Origin of the sequence: Sphaerisporangium aureirubrum, from assembly GCF_042658925.1 — a bacterium.
Taxonomy (GTDB): domain Bacteria; phylum Actinomycetota; class Actinomycetes; order Streptosporangiales; family Streptosporangiaceae; genus Sphaerisporangium; species Sphaerisporangium aureirubrum.
Map to the genome: position 1 here is coordinate 1 of NZ_JBHSRF010000061.1, position 24,627 is coordinate 24,627.

Consider the following 24,627-nt stretch of genomic DNA (forward strand, 5'->3'; position numbering starts at 1 on the left):
ATTGAGCCCTTCCCCTCGACCGTCACACGATGGCTCACTTTGTGCTAGCCGTCGATCGCTGATCGTCACCACTTACACCACTCGGCGGGACGTCACCGTGGAGCACCGTGGGCCCGGCAGGCTCGGGGGTGTCCCTCGCGTGAGAACGGACCTTGCGGGTTTCGCGCGGAGCGCGACCTGTGCGAGGACCGTTTCATCGCTGCCGCACACACCACGGGTTGTCCGCCGTAGGACGGCGCTGAATTCGCCACACTACGTCCCGCCGTACCGGCGCCGGGACGGGTAAGCCACGGCCATGCGCGAGTGCCGGGCGGTTAGTGACGTGCGGCGGCGCGTTGGAGGAGGGGGGGTGAGGCGGGAGGGGTGTGGTGGGGGTTAGGAGGAGAAGCCTTCCTTGGGCATTTCTAGGTCGGGTTTGGCTAGTTCTTCTACGTTTACGTCCTTGAAGGTGACTACTCGGACGTTTTTTACGAATCTGGCGGGGCGGTACATGTCCCAGACCCAGGCGTCTTGCATCTTGACGTCGAAGAAGACGTCGCCGTTTTCGGCGGTGCGGACGTCTAGGTCTACCGAGTTCGTGAGGTAGAAGCGGCGTTCGGTCTCTACGACGTAGGTGAACAGGCCGACCACATCGCGGTACTCCCGGTAGAGCTGCAACTCCATCTCGGTCTCGTATTTCTCGAGATCCTCCGCGCTCATCCCGGCCCTCCCCTTCCTGCTTGCCCCGGTGCGGCCTGGTCAGGCGACACCGGCCCCCACACCATTGTCGCCTATCTCGATGCCCGCTCCCGACCGCATCACCGAGTTCACGGTCACAAAGGAGAACCGATGATGCGGGGTGGGACCGTGGGACGCCAGTGCTTGGCGGTGTGCGGCGGTGACGTACCCCTTGTGCTCGGCGAAGCCGTACTGGGGGTACCGCTCGTCCAGCGAGGTCATCATGCGATCCCTGCTCACTTTGGCGACGATGGACGCCGCGGCCACGCACGCCGAGACCTGGTCGCCCTTCCAGACGGCCAGTGACGGGGCGGGCAGGCCCGGCACCGGGAACCCGTCGATCAGAACGTACCCGAGATCGCAGCCGAGACCCGCGACGGCCCGCCGCATACCGGCGATGTTGCATTTGTGCAGGCCACGGCGGTCGATCTCGTCGGAAGGGATGACGACGACGCTGACGGCCCGGGCACGGGCGACGATCTCGTCGTGCAGGACCTCGCGGCGGGCCGGGGTGAGCAGCTTGGAGTCGGCCAGGCCCTCGATGACGGGGCCGAGCACCACGGCGGCGATCACCAGCGGGCCCGCGCAGGCGCCGCGGCCGGCCTCGTCGACGCCCGCGATCGGGGAGAAACCCCGCCGGGCGAGCGCGCGTTCGTATCCGTAGAGGCCCGAGTCGCGCCGGACGACGCTCGGGCGCGGGCGGTAGAGAACGCTCATAAGGCGGGCGGCTCGGCACCCCGCCGCAAGGGAACCTGCCCGCGTGCGGGCCGGGCCTCGATGCCGTCGGACGACGATTCGAGCACGACCATGCGGCCAAGCCTACGCCCGAATGGCCCCGAGGGGTACGGCTATCGGTACCGGCGCGATGCCTGTGGAGTTCACCGGGTGTCCACCTCGCGGCGGCCTGCCGGGACGGCGCCCTGCCGCCCGCGTACGGCGCCAGGAGAGGGGTCAGGGGATCTTGGAGAAGGCCTCTGGGACCGGGAGGGTGGTCAGGCGGGAGAAGGGCCAGTAGCGGGCGAAGGCCCGGCCCACCACGGCGCTGGTGGCGATGGTGCCCTTGTGGGGGTCGTCCATGTAGGCGCGGGAGTCCTCGGAGGCGGCGCGGTGGTCGCCCATCAGCCACAGGCGGCCGGGGGGCACGGTCACGTCGAACTTGCTCTGGGAGGGGAAGTCCTGGGGGTGGAGGTAGGCGTCCTCGATCAGGGGTGTGCCGTTCACGGAGATGCGGCCCTGCGGGTCGCAGCACTTCACGTGGTCCCCGGCTATGCCTATGACGCGCTTGATGGTGGGGGTGTCGTCCCAGCCCTTGAAGACGACGATCTCGCCGCGGCCGACGTCGCCGGACAGTTTGTTGACGATCACCCGGTCGTTGATCTGCAGGGTCTGTTCCATGGACTCGGACGGGATCCAGAACGAGTCGAGCACGAACAGATGGACCAGGAGGGCGGCGATGACGCCGCTCGCGATCAGCAGGACCGACTCTCGCCAGCCGGACCGGCGTGGCCGGGCGGGCGGGGAGCCGGCGTCCTGAGGGGCCTCCGGCGGGCCCGCGGTCGCCTCGGGCGACGGCGCGGGGGCGCCGGAGGTGGCCTCCGCCGAAGGGGTGGGGTCGTCGGAGGAAGAGTCTGTGACGGTCATTTCTTGGTGTGAGAGAGCTTCTGCTTGACGCTGAAGGGGGCGGGGCGGCGGCGCAGGGCCATCAACGGGAAGGCGCCGGCGAAGCCGAGGAGCAGGGGGGCCGCGTCGCCGGTGGCGGCGGCGGCGTGCAGGGCGGGCTGGGCGAAGGTGTCGGGGATGGAGATGATCGCGGCGCGGGAGAACGGCCAGACGATGACGAAGGCGCGGCCGACGACCTTGTCCATCGGGATGGCGCCGCCTCCGGGGTCGCCCTGGTGGGACCGGGAGTCCAGGGACACCGAGCGGTGGTCGCCCATCACCCACAGGCGGTCCTTGGGCACCTTGATCTCGAAGAACTTCTGGGACGGCTCGTCGTCGGGGTACAGATAGGCCTTCTCGTTCAGCGGCACGCCGTTGACGGTGATGCGGCCCTGCGCGTCGCAGCACTTCACGACGTCGCCTGGCAGGCCGATGACCCTCTTGATGTAGTCCTTCTCGCCGGGCACCACCCCGAAGGCCGTGCCGACCCAGCGGAAGAAGCCCGCCACAGGGTTGGACGGCTCGGGCACCTCGACCTCGGCGGCCCAGGAGTCGACGCCGGAGAACACGACGACGTCGCCGCGCTCGATGTTCCGTGTGTGGTACACGAGTTTGTTGACCAGCACCCGGTCGTTGACCAGCAGAGTCGGCTCCATCGACTCCGATGGGATGTAGAACGCCTGCACCACGAAGCTCTTGATGATCAGCGCCAGGACCAGCGCCACCACCACGAGGACGGGCAGCTCACGCCAGAAGGAGCCTTTTTTTTCCTTGCCGCCCTTGGCTGACGGCTTGGTGTCTTCCGCGACCACGCTCTACCTCGTCTTCGACAGGGCGGCGCGGCCCGCCGTCCCCCGGTCATAGCAAGTCATCGCTGTCGAGCCTAAATGATGTCTCCCGCCCGGCGGGTCGCCGACTCGGCATAGCGGTCAAAGAAACCGTTCCGCCCGTGCAGCAGAATGGCCCGCATCCCAGCTGGGTGCGGGCCACATGCCGGAGCCTACTTGCTCGCGGGCAGTGCGTCGCGCTTCTCGCGGATACGGGCGGCCTTCCCGCGGAGTTCGCGCATGTAGTAAAGCTTGGCGCGACGGACATCGCCGCGGGTCACGACCACGATCTTCTCGATGACCGGGCTGTGCACCGGGAACGTGCGCTCGACGCCGACGCCGTAACTCACCTTGCGGACGGTGAAGGTTTCACGCAGGCCACCGCCCTGGCGGCGCAGCACGAAGCCCTTGAAGACCTGGACACGGGACCGGTTGCCTTCGACGACGCGCACGTGAACCTCAAGCGTGTCACCCGGGCGGAAGGTCGGGATGTCACTGCGAAGGGAGGCTTTCTCAAGCTCCTGGATCTGCGTGTGCATGACGGCGTTCCTCGATTTTGAAAGCGAGCACCCGGAGGTCCGCCCGGCCACGCTCTGGGCATGGCGGCGAGGAAGACGCGGGCACTGGGCTGAATACGTCTCGGCGGCCGGGGCCAGCGGGCCCGGTCCGGCCGCGCCGACCGCAGGGCAGTCGGCAACAGCGATTCAGTCTGCCATATCTTTGGGCGTGAAGCGAAACGAAGCGTCCCGGAGCACCTCGTGATCGTGCTTGTCCAGCGCCCGCGGGTCGAGCCGCTCGGCGAGCTCGGGCCGGTTGGCGACGGTGCGGCGCAGCGCCTCGTCCCTGCGCCAGCGGGCGATCGCGCCGTGGTTGCCGGACAGCAGGATCGGCGGGACCTCGTGCCCGCGCCACACCGGCGGCTTGGTGTAGACGGGGCCTTCGAGCAGGCCGGACATCGCGCCGGGCGCGAAGGAGTCGTCGGAGGCCGAGTGGGCGTTGCCGAGCACGCCGGGCAGCAGACGCCCCACGGCCTCGACGATGACGAGCACCGCGGCCTCTCCCCCGGCCAGCACGTAGTCGCCGATGCCGACCTCGTCGACGCGCAGCCTGGAGCCGTACTCGGCCATGACCCGCGAGTCGATGCCCTCGTAGCGAGCGGGGGCGAACAGCAGCCACGGCTCCTTGGCGTACTCCAGGGCGGTCTCCTGGGTGAACGGCCGCCCGCTCGGCGTCGGGACGATCAGCCGGGGCGGGGTGGCGGCGTCGCCGACGACGGCGTCCAGGGCCTCACCCCAGGGTTCGGGTTTCATCACCATGCCGGGGCCGCCGCCGTACGGCGTGTCGTCCACGGTGCGGTGGATGTCGTGGGTCCAGTCGCGCAGCTGGTGCACCCGGATGTCGAGCAGCCCCTTGGCGCGCGCCTTGCCGATCAGCGACACGTCCAGGGGTGCGAAGTACTCGGGAAAGATCGTGACGATGTCCACGCGCATGTGCCCACCCCCCGTCACTGCGCCTCGTCCGGGTCGAGCAGCCCGGGCGGCGCGTCGACCACCAGACGCCCGCCGGCCAGGTCGACCTCGGGCACCAGCGCCTTGACGAACGGCACGAGCACCTCGCCGGCGCCGCGCCTGATCACCAGGAGGTCCTGGCCGTGGTGGCGGACCTCGACGACCTCGCCCACGGGATCCCCCCGCACGGTCTCCACGGCGAGACCGATGAGCTGGTGGTCGTGGAACTCGTCGGGGTCGCCGGTCGGCGGCACGTCGGCGGAGTCGATGACCAGCATGACGCCGCGGAGTTCCTCGGCGCCCTCGCGCCCGGCCACCCCGGCGAAGCGCAGCAGCAGGATGCTCTTGTGCCAGCGAGCGCCCTCGATGGTCAGCGGCCCGGCCTGCGGCGGGTCGGTGGCGAGCGACGTCCCCGGGCCGAACCGCGCCTCGGGGTCGTCGGTGCGCACCTCCACGGTGACCTCACCGTGGACGCCGTGCGGACGGCCGATGCGGCCGACGACGAGCTGCACGTCGCTCTTCCTCCATGAGTTCTCGGGCGGGCCGGAGAAACCACGACAGGGGACCGCCCGGCTGCCGGGGGTCCCCTGTCGCGAGGGTCTCGCGTCGTCGCCGCGTTACCGGGCTTCGTTCAGGTCGAGCAGGTCGACCCGGACGTATTTGCCGTCGCCGAGGGCGTTCACGACGGTGCGCAACGCCTTGGCGGTGCGGCCGCCACGGCCGATGACCTTGCCGAGGTCCTCCGGGTGAACCCGGACCTCGAGGACGCGGCCGCTGCGGATGCGGCGACCGCGAACCAGGACGTCGTCGGGATGCTCGACGATGCCCTTGACCAGGTGCTCGAGGGCCTCCTCAAGCACGTCAGGCCTCGACTTCCGGCTTCTCCTCCGCGGCCGGCGCGGCCGGGGTCGCGGTGGTGTCGTCGGCCTTCGGAGCGGCCTTCCTGCTCTTGCGCTGGGTGGTGGCGTTGTTGCCGCCGGAGTCGGCGGACAGCGTCTCCTTGGCGGCGGCCTCGTAGGCCGCGTGGCGGTCGGACTTGGGCGCGGCCATCAGGAGCGGCGCCGGAGCGGGCTCGCCCTTGAACTTCTGCCAGTCACCGGTGAGCTTGAACAGCTTGAGCACCGGGTCGGTCGGCTGCGCGCCGACGCCCAGCCAGTACTGTGCCCGCTCGGAGTTCACCTGGATCAGGGAAGGGTTCTCCTTGGGGTGGTACAGGCCGATCTCTTCGATCGCACGGCCGTCACGCTTGGTGCGGCTGTCCGCCACCACGATGCGGTACTGCGGGTTGCGGATCATGCCGAGCCGCTTGAGCTTGATCTTGACTGCCACGGGTGTGGTCTCTCCTGGGCTTTGAAAGGGTGAGCGGGCGACTCGCCGAGTGGGGCACGGCGGGAAGACCGCCCGAGGGACAGTCCGTGACGCGCGGAGGTGAGAGGGCATCCACGGCCACGGTGTTCCAACGTGTCATTCTGCCAGAGATCCGGCGTAGCTCCGAATCGACGCCCCGTCTGGCGGCGGGGACCTACTTCTGGCCGGGCAGCTTCAGCTTGGACGGGTCGAAACCGGGAGGAAGCTCCAGGCCGGGAGGCAGTTTGCCCGCGCCGAGCGCGCCGAGGCCGGGAGGCAGGCGGGGCGGGTCGTCGGCGCCGGCGGAAGCCGCGGGAGCGGCCTTGCCGAGTGCGGCCTTGCGCGGGTCGCCGCTGACGCGACGTCCTTTTTTGGCCTTCTTTTGCGCGGCCTTGCCCTTGCGCCCACCCGGCATGCCGGGAATGCCCATGCCGCCGGCCATCTGGCGCATCATCTTCTGCGCCTCGAAGAAGCGGACCACGAGGTTGGCGACCTCGGTGACGGTGACGCCGGAGCCGCGGGCGATGCGGGCTCGCCGGGAGCCGTTGATGAGCTTGGGCTCGGCCCGCTCCCCCGGGGTCATGGAGCGGATGATGGCGGCGACGCGGTCGAGGTCGCGCTCGTCGACCTGGTTGAGCTGGTCGCGCATCTGGCCCATGCCCGGCATCATGCCGAGGAGGTTCTTGATGGGGCCCATCTTGCGGACCATCATCATCTGCTCGAGGAAGTCGTCGAGCGTGAAGCCGTCGCCGGAGACGAGCTTGCCCGCCATCCGGGCGGCCTCTTGCTCGTCGAAGGTGCGCTGGGCCTGCTCGATCAGGGTGAGGATGTCACCCATGTCGAGGATGCGGGACGCCATGCGGTCGGGGTGGAAGGCGTCGAAGTCCTCGAGCTTCTCACCGGTCGACGCGAACATGATGGGGCGGCCGGTGATGTGGCGCACCGACAGGGCCGCGCCGCCGCGGGCGTCGCCGTCGAGCTTGGTGAGCACCACGCCGTCGAAGCCGACGCCCTCCATGAAGGCCTGCGCGGTGGTGACGGCGTCCTGGCCGATCATGGCGTCGACGACGAACAGGACCTCGTCCGGCTGGACCGCGTCGCGGATGTCCGCGGCCTGCTTCATGAGCTCCTGGTCGATGCCGAGGCGGCCGGCGGTGTCGATGATCACGATGTCGTGCTGCAGGCGGCGGGCCTGCTCGACCGAGCCCCTGGCCACCTGGACCGGGTCCCCGACGCCGTTGCCCGGCTCGGGCGCGTGCACGGCGACCCCGGCGCGCTCGCCGACCACCTGGAGCTGCTGAACGGCGTTCGGCCGCTGGAGGTCGGCGGCGACGAGCAGCGGCGCGTGGCCCTGCTCGCGCAGCCAGAGGGCGAGCTTGCCCGCCAGGGTGGTCTTGCCGGCGCCCTGGAGACCGGCGAGCATGATGACGGTCGGCGGGTTCTTGGCGAACCGCAGCCGCCGGGTCTCGCCGCCGAGGATGGTGACCAGCTCGTCATTGACGATCTTGACGACCTGCTGGGCGGGGTTGAGCGCCTGGGAGACCTCGGTGCCGCGGGCGCGCTCCCGGACGTGGGACACGAAGTCCCTGACCACGGGCAGCGCGACGTCCGCTTCGAGTAGTGCGATGCGGATCTCTCGACAGGTCGCGTCGATGTCGGCGTCGGACAGCCTCCCCTTGGACCTCAGGGAGGAGAAGACCGATGTCAGCCGGTCGGAAAGCGTCTCGAACACGTGATTGGCCAGCCTCTGCGCTACGGGTCGTCCGGGGTCGTGCGGTGTGCGACTCGACCTCCCAGCCTAGCCGCTTCCCGGGCCGGTCACGCGTGAGAAAGGTCGGTCACGGCCTCAGCCGCGCCACCCCGGCACGCTCACGCGCATGGTCAGCGCGTGCTCGACCAGGGAGATCAGCGTGCTCTTCACCAGTTCCCGCTGCCGGGCGTCGGTGCGCACGATGGGGATGTGCGCCGCCAGGGTGAGCGCGTCGCGCACCTCTTCCTCCTGGTAGGTGTGCTGGCCGTCCCATCCGTTGAGCCCGATGACGAACGGCAGCTTCGCCTCCTCGAAGTAGTCGATGGCCGGGAAGCTGTCGGCGAGCCGCCGGGTGTCGACCAGCACGACGGCGCCGATGGCGCCGCGCACCAGGTCGTCCCACATGAACCAGAAACGGTGCTGGCCCGGCGTGCCGAACAGGTAGAGGATCAGGTCGCTCTCCAGCGACACCCGGCCGAAGTCCATGGCCACGGTGGTCGTGGTCTTGTGCGGGGTGAGTCCCAGGTCGTCGATGCCGGCGCTGGCGTCGGTCATCACGGCCTCGGTGGTGAGGGGGACGATCTCCGACACGGCGCCGACGAAGGTCGTCTTGCCCACGCCGAAGCCCCCGGCGACGACGATCTTCGTCGAGGTCAACCCGTTACGGTTAGAGCCTGCGAAGTCCACTGAGAACCCTTTCGAGCAAGTTGAGGTCCGGCTTTCCGGCGTCCAGTTGCGGGTGGTGCAACTGGACGAGATTCTCGGCGGCCATGTCCGATATCAGGACTCGGGCCACGCCGAGCGGCACCCGCAGCAGCGCGGATATCTCAGCCACCGAGCGCACCTGGCGGCATAAGGAGCAGATCGCCTGGTACTCGGGAATCAGTCCGGAGAGGTCGTGGTAAGCCGGAATTGTGGAGTGAACCAGCGTCTCCATGGCCAGGTGCGTCCGCGGCGCCGACCGGCCACCGGTGACGGTGAAGGGCCGCACCGGCGAGGAGGGTTCCGGCTGGTACGGCCGTAATCCGTCCTCCCAGCCGGGACCGCCGCCCATGGAGCTCACCGCGGCGACGACGCCTGAAGCTCGGCGCGCACGGCCGGGGTCAGCACTTGACCGGCACGCTCGACCATCAGCGTCATCTGGTACGCGACCAGCCCCATGTCGGAGTCCGGGGCGGCCAGCACTGCGAGACACGACCCGTCGCTGATCGACATGATCAGCAACAACCCGCGTTGCATCTCCACCACGGTCTGCGTCACCGCGCCTCCCTCGAACACCCGGGAGGCACCCTGCGTCAAACTGATCAACCCCGCGGCCACCGCCGCCAACTGATCGGCCCGATCCTTCGGAAAGCCCTCCGAGTACGCCAGAGGCAGTCCATCGGAGGAGACGACCACCGTGTGCGCCACTCCCGGGACGCCGCGGACGAAGTCGGTGATCAACCAGTTGATCCCGCGGGCGGCCTGGCTAAGCTCCCTCACTGCTCTTCCTCCTGCATGCGACGCAGCTCTGATTTGTACGCCACTTCGTCCTCGCTCAGCTCACCGCGGGCGACCGCGCGGCCCTGTCTGATGCCCTGCTGGAAGCTGGACAGGCGGTTGCGCGCCCGTTCCGGGGACAGCGGCGGCATGGCCGGCGCCGGTGACTGCCCCTGCTCGGCGGCGGCCGCCGTGCCGGGGACGAGATTGGCCTTCGGCACCCGCTTGGGCAGGCCGGCCGAGGTGGTGCCGTCCCGCACCGGCTCCTGGACGACGGCGGCGGCCTGCCACCCGGCGTCCGCCGTGGCCTCCTGCCAGCCCCCGGTCACGGGCGCGTCCTGCTCCTGCGGGTCCGCGCGCCGGAACCAGGCCGACTCCACTGCCGCGAAGATCGGCAGATACTCCTCTTCCTGCTCCATGGGGGAGCTGCGCACGACGGGAAGCGGGCCGGTGGCGGCGTCCTGGTCGGGGGACTCGTAGCGGCGCGGCCGCAGCCGGACCGGCAGCTCACCGGGCCCCGTCGGTGGACCGGCCGGGGGGCCTGTTGGAGGGCCGTAATGGCCGGGACCCGTGGCCGGACCCCCGAACCTCGCGGGGCCGCTCGGCGGGCCGTACTGCCCCGGGCCGCCGAACTGGCCGGTCGAGACGGGGCCGTACTGCCCGGGGCCGGTGACGGGACCGCTGAACGAGCCGCCCCCGGACTGCGGTCCGCCGTAACCGCCGTAGCCGCCGTACCCTCCGGGGCCGGACGGCGGGCCGCCGTACCCGGGGAAGCCGCCGCCGGTGGTCGGCCCCATCGGGCCGAGGCCGCTCCCGTTCGTCCCGCCGTTGGCCGCGCCGTAGGGGCCGGTCGAGCCGAACGACGAGGGGCCGTGCGAGGAGTCGAAGGGGTTGGTGTGCGGGGCCGGGGTGAAAAGGCCCCCGGGCTGCCCGGCCGCGGACCAGGCGGGGGCCCCGCTGGTGGCGGGCACGCCGGCCATGTGCGTGGGCACGCCCATCAGCGACTCCGGCAGCAGCACCATCGCGGTGAGGCCGCCGCCGTCGTGCCGCCGCAGCTGCACGCGGATCCCGTTGCGCAGCGCGAGGCGGCCGACCACGAACAGGCCCATCCGGCGGGACACCGACACGTCCACCATCGGCGGGTTGGCCAGGCGCCAGTTGGTCTGGGCGAGCTCCTCGTCGGTCATCCCGATGCCGGCGTCGGTGATCGAGATCATCACGCCGCCGCCGTCGATGCGGTTGGCCGACACCGTGACCCGGGTCTCGCGCGGCGAGAAGGAGATGGCGTTCTCCACCAGCTCGGCCAGCAGGTGGATGACGTCGTTGACCGCCTGGCCCATGATGGACACCCCGGTCGGGACGTGCATCGCCACCCGCTCGTAGTTCTCCACCTCCGACAGCGAGGCGCGGGAGACGTCCAGCAGCGGCACCGGCTGGCTCCACCGGCGCGCGGGCTCCTGCCCGGCGAGGACCAGCAGGTTCTCACTGTTGCGGCGCATGCGGGTGGCCAGGTGGTCCAGGCGGAACAGGTCGCCGAGGCGGCTGTCGTCCTGCTCGCCCTGCTCCAGACCGTCGATCAGGCTGATCTGCCGCTCGACCAGGGTCTGGGTGCGCCGGGAGAGGTTGACGAACATGGCGCTGACGTTGCTGCGCAGCTGCGCCTCGTCGCTCGCGAGGCGGATCGCCTCGCGGTGGACCTCGTCGAACGCCCGGGCGACCTCGCCGACCTCGTCGCTGGACATCACACCGATCGGCCGCACGTCGGGCGGGCCCTCGGAGGAGTCGGACTCACGCAGCTTCTGCACCAGCTCGGGCAGGCGGCGGCCCGCGATCTCCAGCGCCTCGCGGCGCAGCCGCCGCAGCGGGGTGACCAGGGAGCGCGCCACGATGGTGGTGACGATGAGGACCAGGATGAGCAGCAGCGCGAGCACGCCGATGTCCACGGCCGCCTGGCTCTGGTCGGACCTGGCGAACTCCGCCGCCTGGTCGACGACGTTGCGGCCGAGGGCCCGCTGCACCACCTGCATGCGGTCCAGGCCGTCGCTGACCGCCTCGAACCAGTAGTCCACGTCGCTGCCCGCGCCGCCGCTGAGGCCGCGCAGCTCGGCCCGGTCCCTGGACAGCGACAGCACGCGGTCCACCGCGCCCGCGGCGCGGTCGATCAGCGGGCCGGAGACGGTGTCGGAGTAGCGCTGGCGTTCGGCGGCGCCGGCGCGGAACAGGAACTGGCTCAGCTCGCTGGCCTGCTGGGCGCGGGCCGCGGTGAACGCCTCCAGCCCCGCCTGGTCGAACGCGTGGAAGGTGAGCGCGATGGACATGAGGCCGCGCTGGCGGGACGACTGCTCCGCGGCGCGGGCGAGCGAGGCGAGGGCCGCGGCCCGTGAGTTCAGCGCCTCGTCGCCGCCGCCTCGGCCCGCCTCGTCGAACAGCACGAGGATGTCGTCGATGACCAGGTTGTACTTCAGCATCGAGGGCAGCGGCGGGAGCTCGGACTCGCCGACGGTCTCCCGCAGCGTGCGCAGCTCGGCGAGCCGGCCGAGCACCCGGTTGTACGCCTGACGGCCGATGCCGCTGAGCGCGGGCTCCACCGAGCTTCTGCGGTCGATCACGATCTGCGCGGCGGTGTCGACGGCGTTCTGCTGGTCGCGGATCAGCAGGCGTGCCTGGTTGCCGCGGCGGCCGTTGGAGACGAAGCGCACCAGAAGGTCGCGCTCCAGATCGAGTTCGTGGATCAGATCGGACAGGTTGATCACGAACTCGGACACCGTCCGGATGCGTTCGTACTCGGACGCGCTCTGGATGGAACCTGCCACGCGGAGACCGCCGAGCAGGACGGCCACCAGCGTGGGCACCAGGATGAGCGCGATGAGACGGGTTCGCACCCGCCAGTTGCGCAGGGCCACGGACCTTCTGGCCGGCTGTCCGGGGGGAGCGGCCGGCCCGCCCGGGTCGGAGTAAGGCTGGGCTGCGTCCGGCGTGTCGCGGCGACCGCTCTCGATTGTTGCTGTCCTCACTGGTCGCAACCTCTCGCGGCTGGTCTGCGGTGGGGGGAAATCCATGTGTTTGGTGTGACACATGGCTAGTCAGGGGGCAATTGGAGCATATGGGCGGGAGTTCGACCAAGCACTATGGGTTTTTAGAACGCTCCAAATCATTATTCCGTCAGTCCTGACCGCCGTTCGACCAGGTGTGCGAGTTCATCGTCACTCTCAGTGGGTACCTAAGCGTGATATGCCGTGAATCCACCTTTACTTCGTTCCAAGACCCCAGAAGTCCTCATAGCCTCACATAGCCCACAAAATGGACTTTTTTACGAGTTTTATGACATAGGCGGCCTGGCGGTGTAAAGCCGGATTGCCTCGCGCTAGGCTTCACGCTCGCCAACTCGGCGTCCCCATAGGCACCTGTAGTCACACACCCCCCACGCTTCCCAAATAAGGACACCTCAATGAGACGATTTAGGGGTCGTACCTTCTTCATCGGCATCGGCACGGCGATGAGCCTGGCGCTCACGGCGTGCGGCGGCGGGTCCACCCCGGCGCCGGCCCCCTCTGGTGGCGGGGAGGGGCCGGAGAAAACCACGATCACGATCGGTGCGCTGCCGATTCCCGACGCCGCGGCGATCCACATCGCCAAGGCCAAGGGCTTCTTCGCTGCCGAAGGCTTGAAGGTCAACATCACGCAACTCCAGAGCAGCGCGATCGCGGTGCCCAACCTCCTCGGCGGCAGCCTGGACGTGATCCTCGGAAACTACTTCGCGATTATCAACATCCAGGCGAAGAAGGGTGGCGACTTCCGGCTCATCGCCGACGCCTTCCAGTCCAAGCCCGACACCTTCGGCATCGTCGCCCCCAAGGACTCCAAGATCACGACGGCCAAGGACCTCAAGGGCGCCACCATCGCCATTCCCGCGGTGAACAGCATCGGCGAGCTCGCGGTCGGCTCCGCCCTGCGCACGGTAGGCCTGGACCGGCTGAAGGACGTCAAGTTCGTGCAGTACGCGTTCCCCGACATGCCCGGCGCCCTCGCCACCGGCAAGGTGGACGCGGCGTTCATCGCCGAGCCGTTCCTGACCGGTGTGCAGAAGAACAGCGGGGCCAAGAAGGTCGTCGACCCGATGAGCGGTGCGATGGCCGACTTCCCGATGTCCGGCTGGACCGTTACCAAGAAGTGGGCCGAGGCCAACCCGAAGACCGTGGCCGCCTTCCAGCGCGCGGTCCTCAAGGCGCAGCAGCTCGCCGCGGCCGACCGCAAGGAGATCGAGCAGATTCTTCCCTCCTACACGAAGATCAGCCCGCAGGACGCCTCGGTCATCGCCCTTGGCGCGTTCCCGACCACGCTCAGCGCCACCCGGATCCAGCGCGTCGCCGACCTGATGCAGGAGTACGGCTACCTCACCGAGAAGCTGGACGTCACCCCGCTCCTGGTACCGCTGCCTCAATGATCGGACAACGCGTGGCCCGCGGCGCCATCGGCGTCGCGGGCCTGCTGATCGCGGCGGAGGCCGCCGGCGCCTCCGGGCTGATCGACCCGACGCTTCTGCCGCGGATGTCGACGGTCCTGGTGGAGGCCGTGCGGCTGCCCGCCGACCCGGACTTCCCCCCCGACCTGCTCTCGACGCTGCGGGTCTGGGCCATGGGGCTGCTCATCGCCGTCCTCGGGGCGGTCCCGCTCGGGCTGGTGCTCGGCAACATCCGGCGGGCGGAGGTGGCCTCCCGCCCGCTGGTGGAGTTCCTCCGGCCGATCCCCTCGATCGCCCTCATCCCCCTGGTGACCCTGCTGGTCCCGTCCACCGAGGTCGTGAAGATCATCGCGGTGGTGTACGCCTCGGCCTGGCCCCTGCTGATCAACACCATGTACGGGCTCAAGGACGTGGACCCGATGGCCAAGGACACGCTGCGCAGCTTCGGCTTCGGCCGGTTCGCCGTCCTGCGCCGGGTCTCGCTGCCGAGCGCCGCGCCGTTCGTGATGACGGGTGTGCGGCTCGCGTCGTCGGTGGCGTTCGTCGTCACGGTCAGCACCGAGCTGCTGGCCGGCGGCGTCAGCGGCATCGGCGTCTACATGCTGCGCGCGGCGTCCGGCATGCGCACCGACCTCGTCCTCGCGTGCGTGCTCTGGACGGGCGTGCTCGGACTTGTGGCCAACATCCTGTTCGTCCGCCTGCAACGGCGCGCGTTCCGATGGCACGCCGTGGGGGCGGTGGGCGAGACGTGAGCGTCACCACCGGGACCCGCCCCCCTGTGCCGGCGCCTGCGCCGTCCCCGTCCCCCCGGGGGCGCGGCACACTGACGGCGCTGGCCGGTCGCGTGTGGCTCGTGCCGGTCGCCATCGGCGCCTGGGAGGTCGGCACCCGCCAGGCCGAGTCCGTCTATTTCCCCCCGCCGTCGCAGATCGCGGTCCGCATGTACGAGGCGTGGCTGACCGGGCCCGCGCACCGGCTGTTCCTCACCGACGCGGCGCTGGACACGTTCGGCCCGAGCCTCGGGCGGCTGTTCGGCGGGTGGCTGCTGGCCTGCCTGGTCGGCGTCGCGCTCGGCGTGGCGGTCGGCCGCTCCCGCGTACTGGCCGACTACATCGACCCCGTCATCGAGTTCTGCCGGGCCGTGCCGCCCGCCGCACTGATCCCGCTGTTCATCGTGCTGTTCAAGACGAGCACGCAGATGCAGGTGGCCACCATCGTGTACGGGGTCATCTGGCCGATCCTCATCAACACCATCGACGGAGCGCGGTACGTCGACCGCGGTCACACCGACAGCGCCCAGGTGTTCGGGGTGCGCGGCGCCCGGCGGCTCGTGCGTGTCGTCCTTCCGTCGGCCGCACCGAAGATCTTCGCGGGGCTCCGTCTCAGCCTGTCGCTCGCCGTCGTCCTGATGGTCGTGTCCGAGCTGGTCGCCTCCTCCGACGGCATCGGCTACCAGCTCATGTACACGCAGCAGACGTTCGACATGTCCGCGATGTGGGGCTCGATCGTCGTGCTGGCCATCCTCGGCTACGCCCTGAACACATTCTTCCTGTTCGCCGAGAAGCACATCCTCTCCTGGCACAGGCGGGCCCGGCAGACGACCTAGGGGTCACCGTGCCGGGCGGCCCGAGCCAATTCCAGCGACCCGAGGAAACACCGTGCTCGATGTCGTCAACCTCACCCACACCTACGGAACCGGCCCGACCGCCCACCAGGCCCTCGGCGGGATCGACCTGAAGGTCGCCGAGGGCGAGCTGGTCTGCGTGGTCGGCCCGTCCGGCTGCGGCAAGTCCACCCTGCTGCGATCCATCGCCGGGCTCATCCAGCCGACCGACGGCCACATCCGGGTCAGGGACGCCGCGGTGTCCGACAAGCCGGGTGACCTCGCCGTGGTCTTCCAGGACTACAGCAGGTCGCTGTTCCCCTGGATGACGGTCGGCGACAACGTGGCCCTGCCGCTGCGCCGCCGCGGCATGGACCGCCGGGCGCGGCGGCGGGTGTCCGCCGAGGCGCTGGAGGAGGTGGGGCTCCCGAACGCGACGGACAAGTACCCCTGGGAGCTGTCCGGGGGTATGCAGCAGCGCGTCGCCATCGCCCGCGCCCTCGCGTACCGTCCCGCCCTGCTGCTGATGGACGAGCCGTTCGGCTCGGTCGACGCGCAGACCCGTGAGGACCTGGAGGATCTGGTCCTCAAGGTGCGCGCGCACCACAGGATGACCGTCCTGCTCATCACCCACGACATCGACGAGAGCGTCTACGTCGGCGACCGGGTGGTGGTGCTGACCGGCGCCCCGGCCCGGGTGGCCGCGGAGCTGCCGGTGCGTCTGCCGTTCCCCCGTGACCAGATCGCCACCCGGGAGCTGCCGGCGTTCGTGCACCTGCGCGCCGAGGTCGGGCGGCTGGTGCGCGCCAAGGACCGGCGGGCCTGAGCGGACGGCCGCGCCCCCGCGTGGGGCGGGTGCCGACCGCACGACCCGCCTGGCCGCACGACCTGTGCGGCTTGTACCACCTGTACGACTGGAGGAAGACATGACCGATCCGGCGAGCCCCATCTGGGACGTGCTTCGCAGCACCTGGAGGGCCGCGGCGATGCGGACCATGGCCGAACTGCGCTGCGCCGACCATCTGGCGGACGGACCGCTCACCGTGGCCGAGCTGGCCGCGCGGTGCGACGCGCACGCCCCCTCGCTCGGCCGGCTGATGCGCACGATGGCGTCGGTGGGCCTGGTGGAGACGGTCGGCGAGGACCGGTACGCCCTCACCGAGACGGGTGCCCTGCTGCGCACCGACACACCGTTCTCGCTGCACAGCGGCGTGCTGTTCAACACCGACCCCACCATGGCGCCCGCCCTGGCCGGGCTGACGAGCACCGTGCGCAGCGGCCGCTCCAACTGGGTGGAGACCAAGGGCGTCCTGTACGACTACATGGCGAGCGACCCCGACCTTCTCGCGCTGTTCAACGACTTCATGACCAACCGCGCGGTGCCCATGGCGGCGGGCGTGGCGGAGCGGTACGACTTCTCCGGGGTCCGCACGCTGGTGGACGTCGGCGGCGGGCGCGGGCACTTCACGGCGGCGATCCTGCGCGCCAACCCGGAGATTCGCGGCACGCTGCTGGAACTGGCGCAGGTGCTGCCGGCCGCGCGGGAGGCGCTGGAGTCCTGGGACCTCGGCGACCGGTGCGAGCTGGTGGCCGGCGACTTCTTCGACGCGGTACCCCCCGGGGCGGACGCGTACCTGCTCGGGAGCGTCGTGCACAACTGGGACGACGCCGCCGCGCTGCACATCCTCGGCTCCGTGCGGGAGGCGATGCCGGAGGACGGCCGTCTGCTGCTGGTGGAGATCGTGCTGCCGGACGACGACCAGCCGCACTTCGGCAAGGACCTCGACATCCGCATGCTGTGCATCTTCGGGCAGGGACGCGAGCGCAGCAGGTCGGAGTACACCGTGCTGCTGGAGAAGGCAGGGTTCACGATGACGGACGTCGTCGAGCTGCCGTTCAACGCGAGCCTCATCGAGGCCAGGCCCGTCTAGCCCATCTGGCCCGTCAGGGGTCGTCAGGCCCGTCGGCGGGCGGGAGGACGACCTGACCGGCGGGGCCGCCGGTGGCGGTTCCCGGCCGGGAGGCTCAGCGGCCTCCCCAGCCGGGGACCGCCACCCGCATGGTGAGCGCGTGCTCGACCAGGGCGATCAGGGTGGACTTCACCGAGTCGCGCGAGCGCGCGTCGGTGCGGACCAGCGGGATGTGCGGCGCGAGGGTCAGCGCCTCGCGCACCTCCTCGTCGGCGTGGGCGTAGTGCCCGTCCCAGCCGTTGATGCCGACCACGAACGGGAGCTGCGCCTCCTCGAAGTAGTCGATCGCCGGGAAGCAGTCGGCGAGCCGCCGCGTGTCGACCAGCACCACCGCGCCGATGGCGCCGCGCACCAGGTCGTCCCACATGAACCAGAAACGGTGCTGGCCCGGCGTGCCGAACAGGTACAGGATCAGGTCGCGGTCCAGGGACACCCGGCCGAAGTCCATGGCGACGGTGGTCGTGGTCTTGTTGGGAGTCAGACCGAGGTCGTCGATGCCCGCGCTGGCGTCGGTCATCACGGCCTCGGTGGTGAGGGGGACGATCTCCGACACGGCGCCGACGAAGGTCGTCTTGCCCACGCCGAAACCCCCGGCGACGACGATCTTCGTCGACGTCAGCGCCGGGGCGCGGCTAGAGCCTGCGAAGTCCACTGAGAACCCTTTCGAGCAGGTTGAGATCAGGCTTACCCGTGTCCAGTTGCGGCTGGTGCACCTGGACAAGGCCCTCTGCCGCCATGTCGGCGATCACCACACGGGCCACCCCGAGGGGCACGCGAAGCAGGGCGGCGATCTCGGCGACCGACCGTACCTGGCGGCACAGCGTGCTGATCGCTTGTTTCTCCGGGGTAAGGGTCGAGAGGTCTTGGTGCGTCGACAACAAGGAGGAGACCAGCGCTTCCAGGGCGAGCGCGGTCCGGGGGGCCGTACGGCCCCCCGTCATGGCGTAGGGACGGACCAGCGAGCTCTGCTCCACCGGCCCGGGGCCTGGCCCGGGTTGGGCCGGCGCGTCGCCGGGATACCGGCGCGCGTCGTTGATCGACGGATAGGACGGTGGCCCGCTCAGCGGGTCACCGTCATCCGTCCAGCCGCGGGGTGCCACAGCCTTCTCCTCTCATCGGCGTCTCATCTTGGTTGAGACGCCTGGAGTTCTGCACGCACCTGCGGGGTCAGGACCTGACCGGCGCGTTCCACCAGCAATGTCATCTGGTACGCGACCAGTCCCATGTCACAGTCCGGGGCGGCCAGCACCGCGAGACACGACCCGTCGCTGATCGACATGATCAGCAACAACCCGCGCTGCATCTCCACCACGGTCTGCGTCACCGCGCCTCCCTCGAACACCCGGGAAGCACCCTGCGTCAAACTGATCAACCCCGCGGCCACCGCCGCCAACTGATCGGCCCGATCCTTCGGAAAGCCCTCCGAGAACGCCAGAGGCAGCCCGTCGGAGGAGACGACCACCGTGTGGGCGACCCCAGGAACGTTGTTCACGAAGTCGGTGATCAACCAGTTGACTCCGCGAGCGGCCTGGCTCAGCTCCCTCACGAGTCCTCCTTGTTCCGTTCACTGTTTCTCATGGATGAAGAAGAGTCCTCGTCGAGATATTCGCCCCTGGCCGCTGCCCGGCCCTTGCGGACGCCCTGCTGGAAGCTCGACAGGCGACTGCGCACCCGGTCGGGCGAGAGCGAGGGCTGCGGGCTGAACACCGAGGGCCCTGGATCGGCGGAGCCGGGTACCAGGTTGGCCTTCGGCACCCGCTTGGGCAGGCCGGAGGAGGTGATGCCGCCGAGGCTGGGGTCGCTCGCCGCCTGGGCGGCCTGCCAGCCGGCGTCCCCGGGGGACGACCAGGCCCTGGACTCGCCCGCGCGCACGCGCTCGTCGGCCGGCTCGGCGGCGGGCGCCGCCGGGTAGACCGGCTGCTGCTCCTCCTGCACGACGACCTCTGGCTCGCTCGGCTTCGGGGGGGCGGCGTCGCTGCGGCGGAACCAGTCCGACTCCACCGCGGCGAAGATGGGCAGGAACTCCTCGGCCCCACCGTCCAGCGCGGAGCTGTGCACGGTGGGCAGCGGCCCGGTGTGGTCCAGGTCGGGCGTGGCGCCGAAGCGGCTCGACCGGCCCAGCGGGCCGGTGGACGGCCCGGTGACCACCGGGCCCGTGGACGGGCCGCCCCTGGAGCCCCCGGTGGGGGGGCCGCCGTAGGACGAGCCGCCGCTCGGCGGGCCGTTGTAACCGCCGCCGCTGGGCGGGCCGTTGTAGCCACCACCGCTGGGCGGGCCGTTGTAACCGCCACCGCTCGGCGGGCCGTAGGGCGAGCCGCCGCTGGGCGGGCCCTGGACGCCGCCGGGCACGGCGGGCCACGACGCGGTGTCCTGGTCGGCCAGGCCGGGCCAGTTGGTGTTCGGCCCGCTGCCGGGGGCGGGGACGTCCGCGGGCCACGGGGTGTCCAGCGGCGGGTTGGGGTTGAAGTATTTGTCGAACGGGTCCTGGTCCTCCCGCTCGAACGGATTGTCTCCGGGACGGGGGCCCGGTGGCGGGCTCTCGAACATGTTGCGCGGGGCGGCCGGGCGTTCGAAGGCCGCGCGGCCTCCCGCGGCCGGGCGCTCGAACGGGTCGCGCTCGAACCGCTCGAAGGGGTCGCGCTCGAACGGGCCGCGCTGGAACGAGCCCTGGCCGCCGGGCGGGGTGGCCGCGGCGGGGTCGTCGGCGCCGAACACCGGGGGCCGCGAGCCGCGCGTCCCGGCCGGCTCGAAGCCGCCGCCGGGACCGCCGCCGAACGACGTGCCGCCGCCGAACGACGGCGCCTGCGGGGCGCCGTACTGGCCGCCGGTCATCGGGCCGGTGGCCTCGACCGGCATGCCCGCGAACTGCGGGGCGCCGGTCACCGACAGCAGGGCGTCCGGCAGGAGCACCATGGCGTTCAGGCCGCCGGCGTCCTGCTGGCGCAGCTGCACCCGGATGCTGTGGCGCAGCGCGAGGCGGCCGACCACGAACAGGCCCATGCGGCGGGACACCGACACGTCCACCACCGGCGGGTTGGCGAGCCGCCAGTTGGCCTCGGCCAGCTCGTCGGCCGTCATCCCGATGCCGCTGTCGCTCACCGAGATCATCACGCCGCCGCCGTCGATGCGGTTGCTGGACACGAGGACCTTGGTCTCGCGGGGCGAGAAGGAGATGGCGTTCTCCACCAGCTCGGCCACCAGGTGGACGACGTCGTTCACGGCCTGGCCGATGACGGAGGTGCCGGACTGGACGCGCACGTCCACCCGCTCGTAGCTCTCGACCTCCGACAGCGAGGCGCGGACGATGTCGACCAGGGGCACCGGCTGGCTCCACCGGCGCGCGGGCTCCTGCCCGGCGAGGACCAGGAGGTTCTCGCTGTTGCGGCGCATGCGGGTCGCCAGGTGGTCCAGCTTGAACAGGTTGGACAGACGGTTCTCGTCCTGCTCGCCCTGCTCCAGGCCGTCGATCAGGCTGAGCTGCCGTTCCACGAGGGTCTGGCTGCGGCGGGAGAGGTTGACGAACATCGCGTTGACGTTGCTTCGCAGACGGGCCTCGTCACCCGCCAGGCGGATCGCCTCGCGGTGGACCTCGTCGAAGGCCCGCGCGACTTCACCCATCTCGTCCCTGGAGGACACGCCGATCGGAATGACCTCGGCCGAGGGGGTGCTGTCGCTGCTCTCCCGCAGGCGCTGGACGGTCTCGGGGAGCCGGACGCCCGCGATCTCCAGCGCCTCGGCGCGCAGGCGGCGCAGGGGGCGGGTCAGCGAGCTGGCCACCACGGCGGTGATCACGAGGACCAGGAGCAGGAGCACCAGGATGAGCGCACCGGAGATCAGGGCCTGCCGCTGGGCCTCGTCGCGCAGCGCCTGGCTCTGCTGGACGACCGAGCCGACCAGCCGCTCCTCGACCTGCCGCATGCGGTCGACCACCGCGGAGGTGGAGGCGTACCACAGGGACGTGTCGTCGCGGCGCAGGGGGTCGAGGTCCTGGATCTCCTTGTACTGCCGCAGCTGGGCCAGCGCCAGGGCGCGCATCCAGTCGGCCTTGTCGACCTGCTGCCCGCGGACGGTCTCGTTGTAGAACTTCACGTCGGCGGGCGCCGCCTCGGCGAGGAACGTCGCGATCTGGCTCTCCTGCCGGCTCCAGGAGCCGGGGAAGTCGACGAAGTCGTCGTAGTCGAAGCCGCCGCCGGTGGTGCCGAGGGAGGTCAGGCCGACCGTCATGAGGCCTCGCTGGCGGGCCACTTCCTCCTTGGCCTGGCTCAGCGCGTTGAGGGCGATGCTGTCGCCGAGGAGGCGCTGGTCGGCGCCGGAGGTGCCGAGCTCGCCCTGCATCGACTGGAGCACGCCGATCAGCGCGGAGTACATGCCGAGCGCGGCTCGGGGGGGCACGGAGGGTTCGGCGATACGTTCACGCAGACCGGGGAGGCCCTCCAGCCAGCGGCGGATCTCGTCGGCCTCGGCGCGGACACGCGCGGTGTGGGAGGAGTCCATGTCGGAGACCATGGTCAGGACCGGTTCCCTGGCCTGGTCGACCGCGTCCTGCTGCTCCCGGACCTTCTTGAAGCGAGCCTGGCGGCGTCCCTCGGCGATGTACCACGCGGTGAGGTCGCGCTCCTTGTCCACCTCGTGGATGAGGACGTCGATCTTCTCGACCAGGGCGGACACCTCGGTGAGGCGGCCGTACTCGGCGGAGGTCGCCACGGCGGTGGTGAGCTGCACGGCGCCGAGGATCACCCCCACGATGGTCGGGATGATGATCAGGGCGATGAGGCGTGATCGCACACGCCAGTTGCGCAGCCGGAGCCAGCTGCCGCCTCCACCCTTCTGCGTTCGTGGCATGGCGGGCGCGGACCGCTCCACGCGGCCACTACGACCTGGGTTGCCCCGAGGGTCCTGTGTGCTCACTGGATTACGCAACCTCTCACCGAGCCTGGCGTGTAGGGGGGTACGTCACGCGCGGGGCGCATGAGACGTCCGAGACATCCATCAGGCGAGGGTAATTGCAGCACACCTGTCCCAGATCGGCCAACCGCACATTGATTGACAAATGTCACCAAACACCCATCTAAGCGGATAAATCCCCCTTCTCTCTTCCGTAACTATGCGGAGTGGAGAGCGTCAGGGGGCCGGGCCCACGCGTGTTCCTGACCCGGCGGCGGATCGACTGACATCGCCCATCATGGACCAATCACGCCCGATCCGGCGCCGGTTCCGGCCCGGCGCCGGGGTCTCCCGGGAGTGGCAGAAAGTGACACAAGTGGTACGGGGGGCCCGTCCCGCCACTCAGGCCGGCGCCGCGGCGCCCTCGATCAGGTCGGCGGCCTTGCGCAGTCCGTCCCGGCGGCGGATCTCCGCGCCGGCCTCGGCCAGGCGCTCCCGCAGACCGGTGTCGGCCAGCAGCCGCTCCACCGCGCCGGTCAGCTCCTCGTCGGCGAAGGTGTACGTCGAAAGCCGCACGCCGTAGCCGAGCTCGTGCACACGCTGGGCGTTGTCGTACTGGTCCCAGAACAGCGGCAGCAGGACCATCGGCTTGCCGAAGTGCAGCGCCTCGGTGGTGGTGTTGTTGCCGCCGTGCGTGATGACCAGGTCGACCAGCGGGAGGATCTTGGTCTGCGGCACGATCTCCGCGCCCCACATGTTGCCCGCCAGCTTGATCTCCTCGTGCAGCGGGCCCTTGGAGACGATGTAACGGTGCGGCGTCGTGCCGAGCAGGTCGATCACCCGCTGCATCAGCTCGACGTCGGCCGAGCCGAGCGAGCCGAGGGAGAAGTAGACCAGCGAGCCCTCGCCGCCCGCCAGGGATTCGGGCAGCTCGAATTCCACGTCCGTCTCCCGCACCGAGGAGTCCAGCCGGTGCCAGGACGGCCCGAGCGGCCGGGCGTCGGTGTAGTCGACGATCTCGGGGTACACGTAGAGGTTCAGGTCGCCCTCGTGGATGAACTCCAGGTCGGGCAGCGGGGGCGCGCCCTGCTCGGTCACCCAGGCGTTGAAGGCCTCCCAGATCTCCCGGTGGGTGCGGTCGTACTCGGCGCGGAAGGCGTCCCACCCGGAGGCGTCCTCGGCGGGCAGGCCGCTGAACACCGGCGCGACGCCGTCACCCTTCACCTCCAGCGGGTTGCACGAGACGATGCGCACGAACGGCTTGCCTGCGGTGAGCAGCGCGGGGAACGCGATGACGTTGTCCTCGACGACGACGTCCGGCCGCACCCGCTCCATGATCGCCTTCAGCTGCGGCTCGCAGTACTTGGACCCGTCGATCAGCGCGTCCCAGATCGGCTTGGTGACCGTCTCCAGCTGCTCCAGGGTGGACTTGCGGTACTCGGGGGCGGTGTCGCGGATGAAGTCCTTCCAGAACTGGCCCGCGTCCTGCTCCTCCTCGGACGGCGGAGCGAGGTCGACCAGGTCCTCCTCGAAGCCGAGCGCGGTGAGCTTGCCCTTCCACGACGCCTCGGCGGCGAACACCACGCGGTGGCCCCGCTGACGCAGGATGTCGGCGATGCCGATGCAGTTGTTCGTCGGCCCGTAGGCGCTTTCCGGCATGAACAGAATGGTGGCCATCGGCCCTCCGTTAGTTGAAGATGGGTTCAAAAAGTGCGGATGGGGTAGACGAGTATGCAGCTATGAGTGGCTTGAAGCGGAGACGTCACTTTAGACTCCAGCTTCAACATCGGGGCATACGGGGAGGGCGGCATGAGCGCGCGCAAAAGCCGGGCGGACCGGCGGGTGGACCTCATCGAGGCCGCGCGGCGGGCCATCCTGCGCCACGGCAGCCAGGGCGTCCATCTCAACCACGTCGCCGAGGAGGCCGGGCTGACGTCGGGCGCGGTGCTCTACCACTACCCCGACCTCAGTGAGCTGCTGCTCGAGGCCCACCACGCCGGCATGGAACGGTTCTACGAGCTGCGCGTCAAGCGGGTGACGGGACTGAACGACCCGGTGGAGAAGCTCGTGGTCACGGTCCGCTCGGGGCTGCCGGCGGGGCCGGACGACCCCGGGGTGCGCCTGCTCAACGAGCTCGGCGGGGCCGCCCCCCGCAACCGTGTGTACGCCGTGCTGCTCACCACGCTGTACGACCGGCAGGTCGCGCTGTACCAGTCGATCCTGGACACCGGCTCGGCGCTCGGGGTGTTCACTCTCACCGGCGACTCGCTGGTGATCGCCCGCAACCTGGTCGCGCTGGAGGACGCCTACGGCTACCGCATCACGGCCAGGCACCCGGTGATCGGCCCGGCCGAGGCGGCCGAGCTCATCCTCAGCTACGCACGCGCCGTCACCGGCAACACGCTGAAGGGCGGCGACTGA

General features: G+C 70.3%; 25 protein-coding genes. 6 read left to right on the forward strand and 19 right to left on the reverse strand.

Annotated elements, in window-relative coordinates:
- Window positions 1–375 precede the first annotated feature (375 nt).
- The 14 genes from ACFP1K_RS29690 to ACFP1K_RS29755 form a co-directional block, all read right to left on the reverse strand.
- Window positions 376–699: a DUF2469 domain-containing protein gene (locus tag ACFP1K_RS29690; protein ID WP_030511723.1), complete on the reverse strand. Its 324-nt coding sequence runs from the start codon at window positions 697–699 to the stop codon at window positions 376–378.
- A gap of 39 nt (window positions 700–738) precedes the next feature.
- Window positions 739–1,434, reverse strand: a complete 696-nt coding sequence (locus tag ACFP1K_RS29695) for a ribonuclease HII (RefSeq protein ID WP_380759433.1) — start codon at window positions 1,432–1,434, stop codon at window positions 739–741.
- Window positions 1,435–1,668: 234 nt separating this feature from the next.
- Window positions 1,669–2,358 (reverse strand): signal peptidase I, encoded by a 690-nt coding sequence (lepB, locus tag ACFP1K_RS29700; RefSeq protein ID WP_380759435.1) that lies wholly within the window; start codon window positions 2,356–2,358, stop codon window positions 1,669–1,671.
- Window positions 2,355–3,188 carry a signal peptidase I gene (gene lepB / locus ACFP1K_RS29705; protein WP_380759437.1) on the reverse strand — a complete coding sequence of 278 codons (834 nt, stop codon included), beginning with the start codon at window positions 3,186–3,188 and terminating at the stop codon, window positions 2,355–2,357. The genes lepB (ACFP1K_RS29700) and lepB (ACFP1K_RS29705) overlap by 4 nt, the downstream gene beginning before the upstream one ends.
- 188 nt (window positions 3,189–3,376) lie before the next feature.
- On the reverse strand, window positions 3,377–3,742 hold the full coding sequence (gene rplS, locus ACFP1K_RS29710) for a 50S ribosomal protein L19 (RefSeq protein ID WP_380759439.1): 366 nt from the start codon (window positions 3,740–3,742) through the stop codon (window positions 3,377–3,379).
- 165 nt (window positions 3,743–3,907) lie between these two features.
- Window positions 3,908–4,693: a tRNA (guanosine(37)-N1)-methyltransferase TrmD gene (trmD, locus tag ACFP1K_RS29715; RefSeq protein ID WP_380759441.1), complete on the reverse strand. Its 786-nt coding sequence runs from the start codon at window positions 4,691–4,693 to the stop codon at window positions 3,908–3,910.
- A gap of 14 nt (window positions 4,694–4,707) precedes the next feature.
- Window positions 4,708–5,223 carry a ribosome maturation factor RimM gene (rimM, locus tag ACFP1K_RS29720; protein WP_380759444.1) on the reverse strand — a complete coding sequence of 172 codons (516 nt, stop codon included), beginning with the start codon at window positions 5,221–5,223 and terminating at the stop codon, window positions 4,708–4,710.
- A gap of 105 nt (window positions 5,224–5,328) precedes the next feature.
- Window positions 5,329–5,571 (reverse strand): RNA-binding protein, encoded by a 243-nt coding sequence (locus tag ACFP1K_RS29725; protein WP_380759447.1) that lies wholly within the window; start codon window positions 5,569–5,571, stop codon window positions 5,329–5,331.
- A 1-nt stretch (window position 5,572) separates the two neighbouring features.
- Window positions 5,573–6,040, reverse strand: a complete 468-nt coding sequence (rpsP, locus tag ACFP1K_RS29730; protein WP_380759449.1) for a 30S ribosomal protein S16 — start codon at window positions 6,038–6,040, stop codon at window positions 5,573–5,575.
- Between the two features lie 193 nt (window positions 6,041–6,233).
- Window positions 6,234–7,790: a signal recognition particle protein gene (gene ffh, locus ACFP1K_RS29735; RefSeq protein ID WP_380759451.1), complete on the reverse strand. Its 1,557-nt coding sequence runs from the start codon at window positions 7,788–7,790 to the stop codon at window positions 6,234–6,236.
- A 114-nt stretch (window positions 7,791–7,904) separates the two neighbouring features.
- Window positions 7,905–8,465 carry a GTP-binding protein gene (locus tag ACFP1K_RS29740; protein ID WP_380759453.1) on the reverse strand — a complete coding sequence of 187 codons (561 nt, stop codon included), beginning with the start codon at window positions 8,463–8,465 and terminating at the stop codon, window positions 7,905–7,907.
- Window positions 8,466–8,475: 10 nt separating this feature from the next.
- Window positions 8,476–8,862: a DUF742 domain-containing protein gene (locus tag ACFP1K_RS29745; protein ID WP_380759538.1), complete on the reverse strand. Its 387-nt coding sequence runs from the start codon at window positions 8,860–8,862 to the stop codon at window positions 8,476–8,478.
- 5 nt (window positions 8,863–8,867) lie between these two features.
- Complete coding sequence (locus ACFP1K_RS29750) at window positions 8,868–9,290, reverse strand: roadblock/LC7 domain-containing protein (protein WP_380759455.1); 423 nt, start codon at window positions 9,288–9,290, stop codon at window positions 8,868–8,870.
- Entirely contained in the window at window positions 9,287–12,190 is a 2,904-nt protein-coding gene (locus tag ACFP1K_RS29755) for a sensor histidine kinase (protein WP_380759457.1), read from the reverse strand. Before ACFP1K_RS29755 ends, ACFP1K_RS29750 begins: the two co-directional genes overlap by 4 nt.
- Window positions 12,191–12,735: 545 nt before the next feature.
- On the opposite strand from ACFP1K_RS29755, the gene ACFP1K_RS29760 reads away from it, so the two are divergent.
- From ACFP1K_RS29760 to ACFP1K_RS29780, 5 genes are all read left to right on the forward strand, one after another.
- Entirely contained in the window at window positions 12,736–13,731 is a 996-nt protein-coding gene (locus tag ACFP1K_RS29760) for an ABC transporter substrate-binding protein (RefSeq protein WP_380759459.1), read from the forward strand.
- Window positions 13,728–14,501: an ABC transporter permease gene (locus ACFP1K_RS29765; protein ID WP_380759461.1), complete on the forward strand. Its 774-nt coding sequence runs from the start codon at window positions 13,728–13,730 to the stop codon at window positions 14,499–14,501. Before ACFP1K_RS29760 ends, ACFP1K_RS29765 begins: the two co-directional genes overlap by 4 nt.
- Window positions 14,498–15,355: an ABC transporter permease gene (locus tag ACFP1K_RS29770; RefSeq protein ID WP_380759463.1), complete on the forward strand. Its 858-nt coding sequence runs from the start codon at window positions 14,498–14,500 to the stop codon at window positions 15,353–15,355. Before ACFP1K_RS29765 ends, ACFP1K_RS29770 begins: the two co-directional genes overlap by 4 nt.
- Window positions 15,356–15,407: 52 nt before the next feature.
- Complete coding sequence (locus ACFP1K_RS29775; protein WP_380759466.1) at window positions 15,408–16,178, forward strand: ABC transporter ATP-binding protein; 771 nt, start codon at window positions 15,408–15,410, stop codon at window positions 16,176–16,178.
- Between the two features lie 100 nt (window positions 16,179–16,278).
- A complete protein-coding gene (locus ACFP1K_RS29780; protein ID WP_380759468.1) occupies window positions 16,279–17,283 on the forward strand; it encodes a methyltransferase in 1,005 nt (334 codons plus the stop codon).
- A 94-nt stretch (window positions 17,284–17,377) separates the two neighbouring features.
- Here ACFP1K_RS29780 and ACFP1K_RS29785 read toward each other — a convergent pair whose 3' ends face one another.
- The 5 genes from ACFP1K_RS29785 to ACFP1K_RS29805 all read right to left on the reverse strand — a co-directional run bounded on the left by ACFP1K_RS29785 (window position 17,378) and on the right by ACFP1K_RS29805 (window position 23,883).
- The gene (locus ACFP1K_RS29785) at window positions 17,378–17,974 is read right to left on the reverse strand and encodes a GTP-binding protein (protein ID WP_347628651.1); all 597 of its coding nucleotides are present in this window, start codon (window positions 17,972–17,974) and stop codon (window positions 17,378–17,380) included.
- Window positions 17,955–18,422 (reverse strand): DUF742 domain-containing protein, encoded by a 468-nt coding sequence (locus tag ACFP1K_RS29790; protein ID WP_380759470.1) that lies wholly within the window; start codon window positions 18,420–18,422, stop codon window positions 17,955–17,957. The genes ACFP1K_RS29785 and ACFP1K_RS29790 overlap by 20 nt, the downstream gene beginning before the upstream one ends.
- A 23-nt stretch (window positions 18,423–18,445) precedes the next feature.
- Entirely contained in the window at window positions 18,446–18,868 is a 423-nt protein-coding gene (locus ACFP1K_RS29795; protein WP_449329163.1) for a roadblock/LC7 domain-containing protein, read from the reverse strand.
- Window positions 18,865–22,164, reverse strand: coding sequence for a sensor histidine kinase (locus tag ACFP1K_RS29800; protein ID WP_380759472.1), 3,300 nt, complete (start codon window positions 22,162–22,164; stop codon window positions 18,865–18,867). Before ACFP1K_RS29800 ends, ACFP1K_RS29795 begins: the two co-directional genes overlap by 4 nt.
- Window positions 22,165–22,608: 444 nt before the next feature.
- A complete protein-coding gene (locus ACFP1K_RS29805) occupies window positions 22,609–23,883 on the reverse strand; it encodes a glycosyltransferase (protein WP_380759474.1) in 1,275 nt (424 codons plus the stop codon).
- A gap of 132 nt (window positions 23,884–24,015) precedes the next feature.
- On the opposite strand from ACFP1K_RS29805, the gene ACFP1K_RS29810 reads away from it, so the two are divergent.
- The gene (locus ACFP1K_RS29810) at window positions 24,016–24,627 is read left to right on the forward strand and encodes a TetR/AcrR family transcriptional regulator (RefSeq protein WP_380759476.1); all 612 of its coding nucleotides are present in this window, start codon (window positions 24,016–24,018) and stop codon (window positions 24,625–24,627) included.